Here is a 15047-nt window from a genome sequence, read left to right as displayed (position 1 = left end):
AACTAAAAGGGTAAAAGGAACCACCCCCCGCCCCGCCGGCCCACGAACGGATGGGGACAGGGCCCGTGACCGCCGCTTCTGCGGTGCGCCGAGGGTTATCCCTCCTGGCGCACACAGTGGTGCTCGTGGCGGTGGTGCTGCTGATCTCGGTGTGGTCCACCGCCGCGCTTCCCGTCCTGACCCCCCGCGCGCACGCGGGCGAACCCGGAGACCAGCCGTTTCTGCAGATCCGGATCGACCGGGTCTCCCCCGACGTCGTCACCACCACCAGTGAATCGGTGTTGACCGTCAGCGGCGCGGTGCTCAACGTCGGTGACCGCCCGGTGCGCGACGTGGTGATCCGGATGGAGCACGCGCGGGCGGTGACGTCCTCGAGCCAGTTGCGCACCGACCTCACCGGGGATCTCGACCAGTTCGAACCGGTCGCCGACTTCGTGACCGTGGCACCGGAGATGCAACGCGGCGACTCGGTGGCGTTCACACTGTCCTATCCGCTGCGCGACGAGGGCGCCGGATCGCTGGGCATCGCCGAGCCCGGCGTCTATCCGGTGTTGATCAACGTGAACGGCACACCGGATTACGGGGCGCCCGCCCGGCTGGACGATTCGCGCTTCCTGCTGCCTGTTCTCGGGGTCCCGCCGGACCAGCCCTCGGATTCGGACCGCACCTCGATGTNATGCCGCACGTCACAACGGCGGCGCCGAAGCACCCGTCGCTGCGGCGGCTCCCACGCCCACCCCGCGCGATCAGTCCAAGCAACGCAAGTCACGGCCGCGCCGCCCACAGGAGCGGCTGCGCACCGTGCACGAGACCTCGGCAGGCGGCCTCGTCATCGACGGGATCGACGGACCCAAGGACACCCAGGTGGCGGCCCTGATCGGCCGGGTCGACCGGCGCGGACGGATGCTGTGGTCGCTGCCGAAGGGGCACATCGAACTCGGCGAGACGGCCGAACAGACCGCGATCCGCGAAGTGGCCGAGGAAACCGGCATCCGCGGTGACGTGCTCGCCGCGCTGGGCAGCATCGACTACTGGTTCGTCACCGAGGGCCGCCGCGTGCACAAGACCGTGCACCACTACCTCATGCGCTTCCTGGGCGGCGAACTGTCCGACGACGACGTCGAGGTGACCGAGGTCGCCTGGGTNGCCGTCGGCGCCGCGCTGGCCGGGGCAGGCACCGATCCGGTGGCGCCCACCTACCTCGATCCCTCCCTGGACGTCCCGGTGCGCCAGGACTCCCAGACCGCGCGCAGGCAGGACGCGTTGGGGGCGCTGCTGTGGCGCGGCCTCACCCCCACCGAGCAGCCCCGCACCCAGATCCTCATGCCGCCGCCGGTGTGGTCGCTGGACGCCGACGACGCGCAGGCCATCCTCACCGCGGTGGCCACCACGATCCACGCCGGGCTCGCCGTGCCGCGACCGTTGCCGCTGGTGATCGCCGAGAGCAACGCCGTGCCACACGAACCGCTGCAGACCCCACCGCCGGACGCCCTGGGCCACCCGCGCGGCGCCATCGACGACAACATCAACGGCGGCATCGCCGCGGTGGTCGGCCGGCTGTGGGGCCTGACCGCCGCGCTGACCACCGACGAGCGGACCGGCCTGACCGGCATGCAGTACACCGCGCCGCTGCGCGAGGACATGCTGCGGGCGCTCAGCCAGTCCGTGCCGCCCGACGCCCGCGAAGGCATGGCCGAACAGCGGCTGCGGGCGGTCAGCCGCAGCGTCGACGACATGTTCGGCGCGGTGACGATCGTCAATCCCGGTGGCGCCTACACGTTGGCCACCGAGCGCAGCCCGCTGCCGCTGGCGCTGCGCAACGACCTGCCGGTGCCGGTACGGGTCCGGCTGCGGGTCGACGCGCCGCCCGGCATGACGGTGACCGACATGGGCGAGATCGAACTGCCGCCCGGGTATCTGCCGCTGCGGGTACCGATCGAGGTCCATTTCACCCAGCGGGTTGCCGTGGATGTCAGCCTGCAGACCTCCGAGGGACTCACCCTCGGCGAACCGGTGCGGTTGTCGGTGCATTCCAACGCCTACGGCAAGGTGCTGTTCTTCATCACGCTGTCGGCCGGCGCGGTCCTGGTGGCGCTGGCCGGCCGCCGGCTGTGGCACCGGTTCCGCGGCCAGCCCGACCGCGCCGATCTGATCCCGCCCGGCGAACACCCCGACCCGCTCGACGTGGCGATGGCATTCAACAACGACGACGCGGCGTCGGCTCCCCCGCCGGCGCCCACGAGCAGCCCGGACCGGCCCCGATGACCTCGCCCGAACCCAACGTGGCCCGCGCACCGGGTCCGCCGCGGATCCCGCACGCCACCGGTCCCGCACGGCCGGCCGGACGGGCCGAACTGTCCGACGCCGCGGTGGTGTCGCGGTCGTGGGGCATGGCGTTCGCCACGCTGATCTCGCGGATCACCGGGTTCCTGCGGTTCGTCCTGCTCATGGCGCTGCTCGGCGGCCCGCTGACCAGTGCCTTCTCGGTGGCCAACCAGCTGCCCAACATGGTGGCCGCGCTCGTGCTGGAGGCCACGTTCACCGCGATCTTCGTGCCGGTGCTGGCCAGGGCCGAACGCGACGACCCCGACGGCGGCACGGACTTCATCCGCCGGCTGGTGACCTTGGCGACCACGCTGCTGCTGGTCACCACGGTGCTCTCGGTGCTGTGCGCGCCGCTGCTGGTCCGGCTGATGCTCGGCAGCGATCCACAGGTGAACAACCCGCTGACCACCGCGTTCGCCTACCTGCTGTTGCCGCAGGTGCTGTTCTACGGGCTGACCTCGGTGTTCGGCGCGATCCTCAACACCCGCAACGTGTTCGGCCCGCCTGCGTGGGCTCCGGTGCTCAACAACGTGGTCGCCATCGTGACGCTGGGTGTGTTCGTCCTGGTGCCCGGGGAGCTGTCCAGCGATCCGGTCGAGATGGGCACCGCCAAGCTGCTGGTCCTCGGGATCGGCACCACGCTGGGCGTGGTGGTGCAGGCGGCCGTCCTGTTCGTCGCCATCCGCGCCGAGCGGGTCAGCCTGCGCCCGCTGTGGGGCATCGACGACCGGCTGAAGAAATTCGGCACCATGGCCGCAGCGATGGTGCTCTACGTGCTGGTGAGCCAGATCGGCCTGATCGTCGGCAACCAGATCGCGAGCTCGGCCTCCGCCTCCGGGCCGGCGATCTACAACTACACGTGGCTCGTGCTGCAGCTGCCGTTCGGGATGATCGGCGTCACGGTGCTCACCGTCGTGATGCCCCGCCTGAGCCGCAATGCCGCAGCCGACGACGTGCCCGCCGTGATCGAGGACCTGTCCCTGGCCACTCGGCTCACCATGGTGACGCTGATCCCGATCGTGGCGATGATGACCGTCGGCGGTCCGGCGATCGGCAGCGCGCTGTTCGCCTACGGCAACTTCAGTGCGTCCGATGCCGGGTACCTGGGCATGGCGATCACCCTGTCCGCGTTCACCTTGATCCCCTACGCCCTGGTGTTGCTGCAGCTGCGGGTGTTCTATGCGCGGGAGAAACCGTGGACACCGATCGTGATCATCGTGGTGATCACGATCGTCAAGATCATCGCCTCGATCGCCGCGCCGCATCTGACCGACAACCCCGACATGGTGGCCCCCTACCTCGGCCTGGCCAACGGCCTGGGTTTCGCCGCCGGGGCCGTGGTCGGGCATCTGCTGCTGAGGTCGAACCTGCGTCCGCGCGGAGGCCGGCTGCTGCGCGAAGCGGTGATCCGGACCATGCTGGTGACGCTCGCGGCGTCGCTGATCGCGGGCCTGGTCGCGCAGGTCGCCGACCAGCTGCTCGGGCTGGAATCGCTGACCGCGTGGGGCGGTGCCGGAGNCGGCCGCCCGCGACCAGGCCGGCCAACCGGTCGAACCGCGCGCGGTGGACCGCGACATCCCGTTCCAGATCTCGGCCGCCGCCGCTCGCGCCGTCCAGCCCGGTGGCGGAATCCGCAGCGCTCCAACGCTTTTGAACCTGCTGCAGCAGGCCACCGCGATCGCGGACCGGACCGAGCTGATGAGTTCGGTCGAGGAGACGCCAGCCCCGGCCGCACCGATACGCACCCATGAGACTCCTGAGGAACACGAAGCCGCCGAAGCCCGCCGCCGCAAGGGGCTGATCATCGGAATCAGCGTGGCCGCGGGCATCATCCTGGTGGCCCTGCTGGTGATGGTCTCCGTGCTCAACCGCATCTTCGGTGACGTCGGCGGCGGTCTCAACCGCGACGAGCTCGGCCTCAACGCGCCGAGCACGAGCAGCGAGGAGACCGGAGGCGATTCCGCCGCGGCCGGCAGCACGGTGAAACCCGTTCGCGCCACGGTGTTCTCACCCGAGGGCGAAGCCGATTCACCGGCCACGGCCGGTCAGGCCATCGATGGCAGCGCGGGCACGGCGTGGTCCACCGACACCTATTCGGATCCGGCTCCGTTCCCCGGATTCAAGAACGGCGTCGGGCTGATCCTGCAACTGCCGCAGCCGACGGTGATCGGCTCGGTCACCCTCAACGTGACCAGCACCGGCACCGCGGTGCAGATCCGTTCGGCGCAATCGGCCACCCCGTCGTCGCTTTCGGACACCACCGAGCTGACCCCGGCCACGTCACTGAAGCCGGGCTCCAACACCATCTCGGTGGACGAGGCGTCGCCGACGTCGTACGTGCTGGTGTGGATCTCCACGCTGGGCACCGTCGACGGCAAGAGCCGCACCGACATCTCCGAAATCACCATCAAAGCGGCTTCCTGAGCCGTCATCCCCAGGCTGGAACAGCGTTTGACCTGCAGGGATGGCCGGCCAGGCAAACATGTGTCCGGGCCGGCTCCCGACAGCGTTTAAGTTCAGCGTGTGGGAAGGTTCGGGGGGACCGGCAAGCCGGTGACAGCGCAGCTGCCGGGGCATGACACGCCCGCGCGCTCCGACGCCGAACTGCTGGCCGCCCACGTGGCCGGGGACCGCTACGCGTTCGAGGAGCTGGTCCGCCGGCATCACGGACAGTTGCGCCGGCTGGCGTTCCTGACCAGCCGCCATCCCGATGACGCCGATGATGCCGTGCAGGACGCGTTGTTGTCGGCGCATCGCACGGCCGCGACCTTCCGCTACGACTCGGCGGTCAGCAGCTGGCTGTACCGCATCGTGGTCAACGCCTGCCTGGACCGGGTGCGCCGGTCCCGCCACCAGCCCGCCTCCTACGAACTCGGCCACCTGATCCACCTGCGCGATCCGTCCGGCGATCCGGCACCGCGGGTCGACACCGCGATCGTGGTGGAACGGGCACTCATGCAGCTGCCGGTCGAGCAACGGGCGGCCGTGGTGGCGGTCGACATGCAGGGCTACTCGGTGGCCGAGACGGCCCGGCTGCTCGGCGTGGCCGAGGGCACCGTGAAGAGCCGGTGCGCCCGCGCCAGGACGAAGCTGGCCCGCCTGCTCCAGTATTTTGAAGCCGATGAACGGCAGCGCGCCCCGAGTGCCGTCGGACGGCCCGATACCTGCTGAGATCCTCGCCGATCTGCAGGCCGGTCTGCTCGACGATGCCACCGCCGCACAGGTACGCCGGCGGATCCGCAGCGACGCACAGGCCGGGCCCGAGGCCAGGACCACGCTGGCCGCCCTCGACCGGGTGCGCCGCGACCTGGCCGAGCTCGGCCGGGACACGTCCTCGGCCGCCCCGGTCCCCGCCGAGGTCAGCGCCCGGTTGTTCGAGGCGCTGCGGGCCGAACCGTCCGTCCCGTCGAGACGCCGCTGGAAGCGCCTCGGCGCCCTCGTCGGGGCCGGCGCAGCCGTGGCGGCCATCGTGGTCGGCGGCGTGGTGTTGCTGCGGCCTGCCGGTTCGACGCCATCGACGCTGACCAGCGTCGGCCAGATCACCGTGGCCCCGCCACGCGGCTCCATCGGGCTCTCCGAGTCCGAGATCCAGGGGCTGCTCGCCCAGCCACCCGACCTGCGTCCCCTCACCCGCCCCCGACTGACCACGTGCCTGTCGAAGGTGGGTTACCCGCCGGATGTCGAGATTCTCGGCGCCCGCCCGCTCGAGGTGGGCGGGCGCCCCGGAGTGCTGGCCCTGGTCCCGCCCACCGCACCGGCCGACCCCGACGCCGTCGACGCGCTGGTCGTCGCCTCGGACTGCGACGCCGGTCACGCCACGCTGCTGGCCCGGACCGTCGTCCAACGGCCGGTGAAACGTCCGTAGTCTGTCCTACGAACTCGGTGGGAACACATCCGGCCTAGGCTGACGTTGCACCCCGTGCCGAGACGGCAGAAAGGCTTACATGTCCACCTCAGCGACGGTTCACGACGTCATCATCATCGGTTCCGGCCCGGCCGGATACACCGCAGCCATCTACGCGGCCCGGGCCCAGCTCAAGCCGCTGGTGTTCGAAGGCACCCAGTTCGGCGGTGCGCTGATGACCACCACCGAGGTGGAGAACTACCCCGGGTTCCGTGAGGGCATCACCGGCCCCGAGCTGATGGACGAGATGCGGGAGCAGGCGCTGCGCTTCGGTGCCGATCTGCGCATGGAGGACGTCGACGCGGTCGACCTGTCCGGCCCGGTGAAATCCGTCACCGTCGGCGACGAGACGCATCAGGCCCGCGCCGTCATCCTGGCGATGGGTGCCGCGGCCCGGCACCTCGGCGTGCCCGGGGAGGAAGCGCTGCTCGGTATGGGTGTGAGCACCTGCGCCACCTGCGACGGCTTCTTCTTCCGCGACCAGGACATTGTCGTGGTCGGCGGCGGCGACTCCGCGATGGAGGAGGCCACCTTCCTGACCCGGTTCGCCCGCTCGGTGACGCTGATCCACCGCCGCGACGAGTTCCGCGCCTCCAAGATCATGCTGGAGCGCGCCCGCGCCAACGAGAAGATCACATTCCTGACCAACACCGAGATCACCCAGATCGAGGGCGATCCGAAGGTCACCGGCGTGCGCCTGCGTGACACCGTGACCGGTGAGGAATCCAAGCTCGACGTGACCGGTGTGTTCGTCGCGATCGGCCACGATCCCCGCTCGGAACTGGTGCGCGGTCAGATCGACCTCGACGACGAGGGCTACGTGAAGGTGATCGGCCGGACCACGGCCACCACGCTCGAGGGTGTCTTCGCGGCGGGCGACCTCGTCGACCACACCTACCGCCAGGCCATCACCGCGGCGGGTTCCGGCTGTTCGGCCGCCATCGACACCGAGCGCTGGCTCGCCGAGAACGACTGACCCTCAAAAGATTCCGACCCGACAGGAGAGCTCCATGAGTGCGGACAGCGCAACAGTAACGGTCACCGACGATTCGTTCTCCGACGACGTCCTGACCAGCAGCACCCCGGTGTTGGTGGATTTCTGGGCCACCTGGTGCGGGCCGTGCAAGATGGTGGCCCCGGTGTTGGAGGAGATCGCCGGCGAGAAGGCCGGTGAGTTGCGGGTGGCCAAGATCGATGTGGACGCCAACCCCGCCACCGCGCGTGATTTCCAGGTGGTGTCGATCCCCACGATGATCCTGTTCAAGGACGGGCAGCCGGTCAAGCGCATCGTGGGTGCCAAGGGCAAGGCCGCGCTGTTGCGCGAACTCGCCGACGCACTCTGAGCTCACCCACACCACCACCTGACACACCCCGGATACGCCTGGCGTTTTCCGGTATGTGGCCGAAGTCTGAGACAATGCTGGCTAGCTAGTCCGGCAGATGACCGGAGACCAGCATGGAGGGGCCGAATGTCGAGTCTGCGTCGCGGTGACCGTGGCGGAGCAGTCACCGAGATCCGGGCAGCGTTGGCCGCGTTAGGTCTGATCGACAATCCTGACGCCGACCTGAGTACCGGAAGACACGTGGCGCTCGACGCCTTCGATGACGAACTCGACAGTGCCGTCCGGGCATTTCAGCAGCACCGGGGGCTCCTGGTGGACGGTATTGTCGGCGAAGCCACGTACCGCGCGCTGCGTGAGGCCTCTTACCGGCTCGGCGCCCGCACGCTGACCCACCAGTTCGGCGCGCCCATGTACGGCGACGATGTGGCGACGCTGCAGGCCCGGTTGCAGGACCTCGGTTTCTATACCGGCATGGTGGACGGGCATTTCGGGCTGCAGACCCACAACGCACTGTCCTCGTATCAGCGCGAATACGGCCTGTACCCCGACGGTATCTGCGGACCGGAAACGTTGCGCTCGTTGTACTTCCTGGGTTCGCGAGTGACCGGAGGGTCGCCGCACGCGATCCGCGAGGAAGAATTGGTACGCCGCTCCGGCCCTCGGTTGTCGGGTAAGCACGTCATCATCGACCCGGGCCGCGGCGGCTCCGATCACGGGCTGATCATGAACGGTCCCGACGGCCCCATCAGCGAGGCAGACATCCTCTGGGACTTGGCAAGTCGGCTCGAAGGCCGGATGACCGCGATCGGGATGGAGACCTTCATCTCCCGTCCCCCCAACCGCAGCCTGCTCGATGCCGAACGGGCGGCCACGGCCAACCGGGTCGGCGCCGATCTGATGATCAGCCTGCGGTGCGAGAGCCAGCGCTCCCCCGCCGCCAACGGCGTGGCCTCATTCCACTTCGGGAACTCCCATGGGTCGGTATCGACCATCGGCCGCAACCTGGCCGACTTCATCCAGCGAGAAGTGGTGGCCCGCACCGGGTTACGTGACTGTCGTTCTCACGGCCGCACTTGGGACCTGCTGCGGCTGACCCGGATGCCCACGGTCCAGGTCGACATCGGCTATATCACCAATCCGCATGACCGCGGGCTGCTGCTGTCGACTCAAACTCGCGACGCCATTGCCGAGGGCATCCTCGCCGCGGTCAAGCGGCTGTACCTGCTGGGCAAGAACGACCGCCCGACAGGCACTTTCACCTTCGCCGAGTTGTTGGCGCATGAGCTTTCGGTTGAACAGGCGGGCCGCGGCGCGTGAGCGCCAATCAAACCTGAGCGCGTGAGCGCCAATCGAGCGTGAGCGCGTGAGCGCCGATCAGACTTGAGCGCGTGAGCGCCAATGCAGCCGAGCGCGTCAGCGCCAACGCCAATTCGACTCGGGCTCACCGCAGCTCGGCGAGTGGCCCGTCCGGATCCAGTAGCGTACAGCTGTCTTCGCCGACGGTTGTCGAGCAGTGTGCCGCAGGGATCACCGGCCGGTATCCGGGTACGGTGCCGCCGTCACGGGTGATCTGTGTGTAGGTCGGCACGGCATCGGTGGGTACGCGCCTCAACGCCGGGTCCCCCACTGCGTCGACGGTGTACAGGCCGAAACGTGGCCGGTAGCTTCCCCATTCGTAGTTGTCGACCAACGACCAGTAGTTGTAGCCGATGATCGGGATGCCGTCGGCCTTGGCTCGCTGCAGCCAGAAAACCGTGTCGGCGAGATACTGCGACCGGGTGACACCGTCGGCCCGCGGCTTACCGTTATCGGTGACCATCCCGTTCTCGACGACATAGATCGGCAGGTCCGGATACTTCTGGGCATAGTGGCGCGCCACATAGTAGATGTCCTCGGGCTGCAGTTTGATGTTCCAGCGGGCCGCCAGGCTCTGGCCTGAAGCCGGATTGTCCTGCGCCGTACCGGTGTAATAGTCGAACCCGAGGTAGTCGAGGCTGTCGGTGACCCGGTCGAAGAACGATCCGTCGATGCCTTGTACTCCGAGCGCGGTGAACTGTGCCAACACCTCCGGCGGGATGTACGCCTCGTTGGTGGTGACCTTGGCGTCCGGATCCGCATCGTGTGCGGCGCGGTAGACGAGCCGGTGTGCGTCCGCCACCCGTTCGAGGAACGTTTCGAACTGGTCGGGCTTGATGGCACCGGTGCGCACCTCCATGGCGCCGAAGGCCAGGGGTTCGTTGATGCTCACCCACAACACACCTTGTCCTGCATAGCGTTTGGTGATCGCCGTGGCGAACTCCTCGAAGGCGTGCACGTTGTTCATGAACCCGCCGCGGTCAGCCACCCACCCGGGATACACCCAGTGCATCAGCGTGATCATCGGCGTCATGCCGTTCCTGCGCAGCGTTGCCACCACGTCGTCGTAGTAGGCGAGCTCCTTCTCATCCCACTTCCCTGGCTCGGGCATCACCCGTGCCCATTCCAGCCCGAACCGAAAAGTGTTGACACCCATGGCATGTGCGTTGGCGATGTCCTCCTGGTATCGGTGCCGGAAGTCGTCCGCCTGGTGATACGGCTCAACCTCAGCCGCACCGAGCGGGTCGGGTCCGGGCCGGCCCGGCTTGCCGGCTGTCTGGTCGACATACCGGCGCCAGTTGCTATCGGGTGCGGCGCCCTCTACCTGGTAGCCGGCGGTCGCGGTGCCCCAGTAGAAGTTTCGATCCCAACTCGAGGCGTTCTCGGCCGGTTCCTGTCGGGAGGAGCACCCGGACACGCCGATCGCGACAACGAGAGCCGACGCGAACACCACTTTGTTCCACCGCATGCCAAAACCATACACTGCACTGGTTTGCTATGACAGCAGCCTCTCCCACACCTTGCGAACGTGGGCGCCCATATCGATCGACGGATCGGACATCCACTGAATCTGGATCCCGTCTGCAGCGGAAATCAGTGCGGCAGCAGCGAATTCCGGATCAACATGCACCGGCACCGTGCCTGCGGCCTGACGCCGGGTCACATAGTCGGCCACGATGGCGCGCATGCGTTCGTACCTCCCGCGCAGGTACTGCGCAGCCGGATGCGAAGGATCGATCGCGGCGGCGGCTGCCAACGACAAGTAGACAGTCCCCGACCCGGGCTTACTCGCCTTGTCCACCATGGCCTGCGCCAACGCCTCACCGGGGTCGACGTCCACATCCGAATTCCGGTACCACTCCTCGAACTTCGCATCACCATCACGCTGGAGTTCGGTGAGCAGGAGATCGCGGGTCGGGAAGTAGTGCATGAGGCCCGCCAGACTGATCCCGACTTCTTTTGCGATCACCCGCATCGACGCGCCGGCCTCACCGTCGCGTTCCAGTACCGCGAGCGCGGCCACCTTGATCTCCGCGCGCTTGGCCTCACCCTTGGCATACCGCCCTACCGCTGGCATGACCACAGGCTAGAACTCCACGGCAGCCGCATGGCGCCCGGGCTTCCGCAGCGCCTTGCCCGAGACTCCGACGACTCGTCCACGTCGGGCCGACAGACGCGTCGTTGCGTCAACCTTACGGCGCCGCAATGCCTTTGGCCCCGACTCCGGCACCGGACATCCCGGCACCGATGGGCAGCTCGATCCGCGCATTCTCCAGCAGCCGCTCGAGCGCGGCCTCCACTTCAGCCTTCCAGCCGAGTCCCTTGTCGAGTTCGAGACGTAGCCGCGGGAAGTACGGATGCGGCGCCACCACCGTGAACCCGACGTCTTCGAGGAAGTCGGAGGTCAGCATGCACTCGCCGACGGAACAGTCTCCCAACACCGCCACCACCGGGGACAGCTCGGCCGGAAGCTCGTCGCGGTCCATCATTTCGGTCAAGGCCGAGGTGTAGCCGAACGCCTCCAGGGCGCGAACCCCTCGCCGGACGAGGTCGTTGACCACCGCAGCCAGCAGACTCTGGGACAACAGCCCGCGGTCCTCGGAGCACTCCACCCCGACCGTGGTCAGCAGGATGGCATCGGCACTCACCGGGGCGGTCGGAAAAAGTCGGGCCCGCGGCACCGCACCCGGGGGCGCATAGAACGCGTAGCCCAGACAGGGGTCGTCCACGACCGCCGGGGCCGTCCAATCGTCCGGTGTGGCCGGAACCGTGAAGTCGGCCATGCCGGCCGCGGACACGACGTCGATGTCGGTGGCGGAACCAGCACCTGGATCTTCTTCGGGAGCATCCGGGCGAGCCGTCACCGCCAGCTGACCACACGATCCCCACTCCAACATCACCATGGACAGCCAGGCTTCTTTTTCGAACTCGGGATCGGTGAGGTGGTCGTCATCGACCGTCGACGGATCCACTTCCCAGAACACACATCGCCGCGCGTGCTTGGGCAGCTGCTCGAAACCCTCGAGCCGAAGCGGCGTGATTCGTGCGGTCACTGAGGTCCCTGGCTTTCCCACTGTGTAGGTGGCTGCCCCTCAAGGATAGGAGAGCCCGCTCTGGTCGGCCCACTGCGCCCCGAAAATCTCATGGAATTCCGCCTCCGTAGTGAAATGCCGTGCCGCACAGTCGCTTTACGTTCTTCCGCAGTCGCGACTGCAGGTGCTGATCACTGATGTGTCACAGTGACGGAACAACCCGGTGTAGTTGGTCGTGGATTTTCAGCGGTCTTCGGCGCTCATGATGTCGACAATGCGCTGAAGATCGTCCACCGACCCGAACTCGACCACAATCTTGCCCTTGCGTTTGCCGAGGCTCACCGTCACGCGAGTGTCGAAGGCCGACGACAGCCGTTCAGCAACGTCCTGCAGCCCCGGCATCTGGATCGGCTTGCGCCGCGGGGCCGGCGGTGCGGTGTTGCCGTCGCGGTTGGCCAGCGTCACGGCCTCTTCGGTCGCGCGAACTGACATGCCCTCGGCGACGATGCGCGCCGCCAGCTCCTCCTGTTTCTCCGGGCCGCCCTCCAGCGCCAGCAGCGCACGCGCGTGACCGGCCGACAGCACGCCGGCCGCGACTCGTCGCTGCACCGCGATCGGCAGGCGCAGCAGCCGGATCATGTTGGAGATCAGCGGCCGCGAGCGACCGATGCGGGCCGCCAGTTCGTCGTGGGTGACCTCGAACTCGTCGAGCAGCTGTTGGTAGGCGGCCGCCTCTTCGAGCGGATTGAGCTGCACGCGATGGATGTTCTCCAGCAGCGCATCACGCAGCATGCTGTCGTCGCCGGTCTCGCGGACGATCGCCGGAATGGCCTCCAGTCCGGCCTCCTGGGCGGCACGCCAGCGCCGCTCCCCCATCACCAGCTGATAGCGCGCCTCGCCATTCTCCTTGACCTCGCGAACGACGATCGGCTGCATCAACCCGAATTCGCGGATGGAGTGGACGAGTTCACTGAGCGCTTCCTCGTCGAACACCTGGCGCGGCTGACGCGGGTTCGGCTGGATCAGGCTGGGGTCGATCTCGCGATACGTGGCCCCGACATCGCCGGTGACGATGGGATCGGATTCGTCCGTTGCAGGGGATGTCGACGAGGCGGTAGGCGTGGATGCCGCGGAATCACCGGGACCGGCCGGCGGGCCACCGAGCAGAACATCGGCGGCGTTCGCGCCGATCCTGGGACTCAGGGCGTCGGTGCCATCCTCAGCTGGACCGGTCGGAATGAGGGCCGCCAGTCCCCTGCCGAGACCACTCCGCTTCCGTGCCGGCTGATTCATGCTCGTCTCCTGCTCATCTCTGCCGTCCGATGTCTGCTCATTACCTAGTGCTCCATGCCGCTACTGGCCACGGGGCGGCGCCCCACGCTCGGCGATCTCGCGGCTCGCGTCGAGATAGCTCAGCGCTCCACGGGAACCCGGATCGTAATCGAGGATCGTCATTCCGTATCCGGGAGCTTCCGACACCTTCACGCTCCGCGGGATCACCGTGCGCAACACCTTGTCTCCGAAGTGCTCGCGCACGTCCTCGGCAACCTGGTCCGCCAGCTTGGTGCGCCCGTCGTACATCGTCAGTATCACGGTCGATACCGACAGCTCCGGGTTCAGATGCGCCTTGACCATCTCGATGTTCCGCAGCAGCTGGCCCACCCCCTCCAGCGCGTAGTACTCGCACTGAATCGGGATCAGAACCTCGGGCGCGGCCACCAAAGCGTTGATGGTGAGCAAGCCGAGCGACGGCGGGCAGTCGATGAACACGTAGTCGAAGTTGTGATTGGCCAGCGCGGCCAGCGCGGCGCGCAGACGGCCCTCTCGCGCCACCATGCTGACCAACTCGATCTCGGCGCCAGCCAGATCGATGGTCGCGGGAATGCAGAACAGTCGATCGCTGTGCGGGCTCCGCTGGAGCGCTTCCTCTACGGGGATATCCCCGATGAGAACCTCATACGACGACGGCGTGCCCGGGCGGTGCTCGATGCCCAGCGCCGTGCTGGCGTTGCCCTGTGGGTCGAGGTCGATCACCAATGTCCGCAATCCCTGCAGTGCGAGAGCGGCGGCGACGTTCACCGCCGTTGTCGTCTTGCCGACGCCGCCCTTCTGATTGGCGATCGTGAACACGCGCTGGCGCGACGGACGGGGAAGCTGTCCATGCGACGTGTGGAGCACTCGGGTCGCCTGCTCCGCCTCCGCGGCGATGGGCGTGTCCATGCTGGCGTCCGTCGACCATGCCGTGCCGGCGCCACCGTTCCATGTTTCACGTGAAACCGTTTCACGTGAAACAGCGGGCGAACCATTCGTCCCCGCGGCACGCTGACCTTCAGAACCCATCCTCATCTCCTGCCCGATCTCCCCCGTGACCCGGAGGCTCTGCCCGTCGACCGGTTCCCCGGTCTGACCGCCACGCGCCGCACGGCGACGACGGTTACGGGCGGGTTCAAATAGTTCACGCCACATTTCACCACCCTGGCATCGACTGCACCCAGGGAAGCCATCACACGCCGATGCTCTTCGATCTCGGCCTCGGCACGCTCACCTTTGAGGGCAAGCATCCTGCCGTCGACGCGCAGCAGTGGCATGCTCCAGCGCGTCAACTTGTCCAGTGAGGCGACCGCGCGGGAGGTCACCGCATCCAGTTCGCCCACTGCTTTGCGAACCTCAGGATCCTCCGCCCGACCACGGACCACCGTCACATCGAGAGCCAATTCCTCGACCGCCTCGCGCAGGAACTCGCTGCGCCGCAGGAGGGGCTCGATCAACGTGACATGAATGTCCGGTCGCGCCATGGCCAACGGGATGCCGGGCAGGCCCGCACCGCTGCCGATATCGGCGATGCGCTCATCGGGCGCCAGCAGTTCCCCGAGAGCCGAGCTGTTCAGAATGTGTCGATCCCAGAGCCGGTCCACTTCCCGTGGCCCGATCAATCCCCACTCGACACCGGCACCGGCCAAGATTGCCGCGTACCGTTGGGCGGTCTCCAGCCGCTCGCCGAAGACCCCCGCCGCGGCGTCCGGTGCCGCGGGGACCGGTCCATGTTTCACGTGAAACATCCTCCGCACTCCCTACGGCACCGTCGCC

The 15047-nt window shown here is 67.8% G+C and carries 11 protein-coding genes and 4 pseudogenes; 9 read left to right on the top strand and 6 right to left on the bottom strand.

What is annotated here, in order from left to right; all coding sequences use genetic code 11:
- Window positions 1–50 precede the first annotated feature (50 nt).
- From BN4332_RS23110 to BN4332_RS23070, 9 genes and pseudogenes are all read left to right on the top strand, one after another.
- Window positions 51–659, top strand: a pseudogene (locus BN4332_RS23110) (hypothetical protein); the annotation flags it as partial.
- Window positions 622–1152: pseudogene (locus BN4332_RS23105) on the top strand (NUDIX hydrolase); the annotation flags it as partial. The pseudogenes BN4332_RS23110 and BN4332_RS23105, both read left to right, overlap by 38 nt.
- Window positions 1147–2265, top strand: a pseudogene (locus tag BN4332_RS23100) (DUF6049 family protein); the annotation flags it as partial. The pseudogenes BN4332_RS23105 and BN4332_RS23100, both read left to right, overlap by 6 nt.
- Window positions 2262–4749 (top strand): annotated as a pseudogene (gene murJ, locus BN4332_RS23095) (murein biosynthesis integral membrane protein MurJ). The pseudogenes BN4332_RS23100 and murJ, both read left to right, overlap by 4 nt.
- A 99-nt stretch (window positions 4750–4848) precedes the next feature.
- Window positions 4849–5496 carry an RNA polymerase sigma factor SigM gene (gene sigM / locus BN4332_RS23090; RefSeq protein WP_200820336.1) on the top strand — a complete coding sequence of 216 codons (648 nt, stop codon included), beginning with the start codon at window positions 4849–4851 and terminating at the stop codon, window positions 5494–5496.
- The gene (locus BN4332_RS23085; protein WP_066901833.1) at window positions 5447–6190 is read left to right on the top strand and encodes an RsmA family anti-sigma factor; all 744 of its coding nucleotides are present in this window, start codon (window positions 5447–5449) and stop codon (window positions 6188–6190) included. The genes sigM and BN4332_RS23085 overlap by 50 nt, the downstream gene beginning before the upstream one ends.
- Window positions 6191–6269: 79 nt before the next feature.
- The gene (gene trxB / locus BN4332_RS23080) at window positions 6270–7205 is read left to right on the top strand and encodes a thioredoxin-disulfide reductase (RefSeq protein WP_066901832.1); all 936 of its coding nucleotides are present in this window, start codon (window positions 6270–6272) and stop codon (window positions 7203–7205) included.
- Window positions 7206–7239: 34 nt separating this feature from the next.
- Window positions 7240–7572 (top strand): thioredoxin, encoded by a 333-nt coding sequence (trxA, locus tag BN4332_RS23075; protein WP_066901831.1) that lies wholly within the window; start codon window positions 7240–7242, stop codon window positions 7570–7572.
- 126 nt (window positions 7573–7698) lie between these two features.
- Window positions 7699–8889 carry an N-acetylmuramoyl-L-alanine amidase gene (locus BN4332_RS23070; RefSeq protein WP_066901830.1) on the top strand — a complete coding sequence of 397 codons (1191 nt, stop codon included), beginning with the start codon at window positions 7699–7701 and terminating at the stop codon, window positions 8887–8889.
- 124 nt (window positions 8890–9013) lie between these two features.
- Here the strand turns inward: BN4332_RS23070 and BN4332_RS23065 are convergent, their stop codons facing one another.
- From BN4332_RS23065 to rsmG, 6 genes are all read right to left on the bottom strand, one after another.
- Window positions 9014–10396 (bottom strand): glycoside hydrolase family 1 protein, encoded by a 1383-nt coding sequence (locus BN4332_RS23065; protein WP_066901829.1) that lies wholly within the window; start codon window positions 10394–10396, stop codon window positions 9014–9016.
- A 27-nt stretch (window positions 10397–10423) separates the two neighbouring features.
- Window positions 10424–11005, bottom strand: a complete 582-nt coding sequence (locus BN4332_RS23060; protein ID WP_066901835.1) for a TetR/AcrR family transcriptional regulator — start codon at window positions 11003–11005, stop codon at window positions 10424–10426.
- A gap of 115 nt (window positions 11006–11120) precedes the next feature.
- Window positions 11121–11981, bottom strand: a complete 861-nt coding sequence (locus tag BN4332_RS23055) for an acetyltransferase (RefSeq protein WP_066901828.1) — start codon at window positions 11979–11981, stop codon at window positions 11121–11123.
- A 222-nt stretch (window positions 11982–12203) separates the two neighbouring features.
- The gene (locus BN4332_RS23050; RefSeq protein ID WP_066901827.1) at window positions 12204–13253 is read right to left on the bottom strand and encodes a ParB/RepB/Spo0J family partition protein; all 1050 of its coding nucleotides are present in this window, start codon (window positions 13251–13253) and stop codon (window positions 12204–12206) included.
- Window positions 13254–13313: 60 nt separating this feature from the next.
- Entirely contained in the window at window positions 13314–14300 is a 987-nt protein-coding gene (locus tag BN4332_RS23045) for a ParA family protein (RefSeq protein WP_066901826.1), read from the bottom strand.
- Between the two features lie 2 nt (window positions 14301–14302).
- Window positions 14303–15019, bottom strand: a complete 717-nt coding sequence (gene rsmG, locus BN4332_RS23040) for a 16S rRNA (guanine(527)-N(7))-methyltransferase RsmG (RefSeq protein ID WP_066901825.1) — start codon at window positions 15017–15019, stop codon at window positions 14303–14305.
- Between the last annotated feature and the right edge of the window lie 28 nt (window positions 15020–15047).

It is taken from the genome of Mycolicibacterium houstonense (genome assembly GCF_900078665.2).
In the GTDB taxonomy this organism is placed as follows: domain Bacteria; phylum Actinomycetota; class Actinomycetes; order Mycobacteriales; family Mycobacteriaceae; genus Mycobacterium; species Mycobacterium houstonense.
Note: the sequence above shows the minus strand (reverse complement) of the source record. Positions and strands in the feature narration are given on the sequence as shown.

What these genes read in the sequence shown, in the direction of transcription:
- BN4332_RS23085 (WP_066901833.1), top strand. Translation starts at nt 5,447, where the DNA reads ATGAACGGCAGCGCGCCCCGAGTGCCGTCGGACGGCCCGATACCTGCT.
- trxB (WP_066901832.1), top strand. Translation starts at nt 6,270, where the DNA reads ATGTCCACCTCAGCGACGGTTCACGACGTCATCATCATCGGTTCCGGC.
- trxA (WP_066901831.1), top strand. Translation starts at nt 7,240, where the DNA reads ATGAGTGCGGACAGCGCAACAGTAACGGTCACCGACGATTCGTTCTCC.
- BN4332_RS23070 (WP_066901830.1), top strand. Translation starts at nt 7,699, where the DNA reads ATGTCGAGTCTGCGTCGCGGTGACCGTGGCGGAGCAGTCACCGAGATC.
- BN4332_RS23065 (WP_066901829.1), bottom strand. Translation starts at nt 10,396, where the DNA reads ATGCGGTGGAACAAAGTGGTGTTCGCGTCGGCTCTCGTTGTCGCGATC.
- BN4332_RS23060 (WP_066901835.1), bottom strand. Translation starts at nt 11,005, where the DNA reads ATGCCAGCGGTAGGGCGGTATGCCAAGGGTGAGGCCAAGCGCGCGGAG.
- BN4332_RS23050 (WP_066901827.1), bottom strand. Translation starts at nt 13,253, where the DNA reads ATGAATCAGCCGGCACGGAAGCGGAGTGGTCTCGGCAGGGGACTGGCG.
- BN4332_RS23045 (WP_066901826.1), bottom strand. Translation starts at nt 14,300, where the DNA reads ATGGGTTCTGAAGGTCAGCGTGCCGCGGGGACGAATGGTTCGCCCGCT.
- rsmG (WP_066901825.1), bottom strand. Translation starts at nt 15,019, where the DNA reads ATGTTTCACGTGAAACATGGACCGGTCCCCGCGGCACCGGACGCCGCG.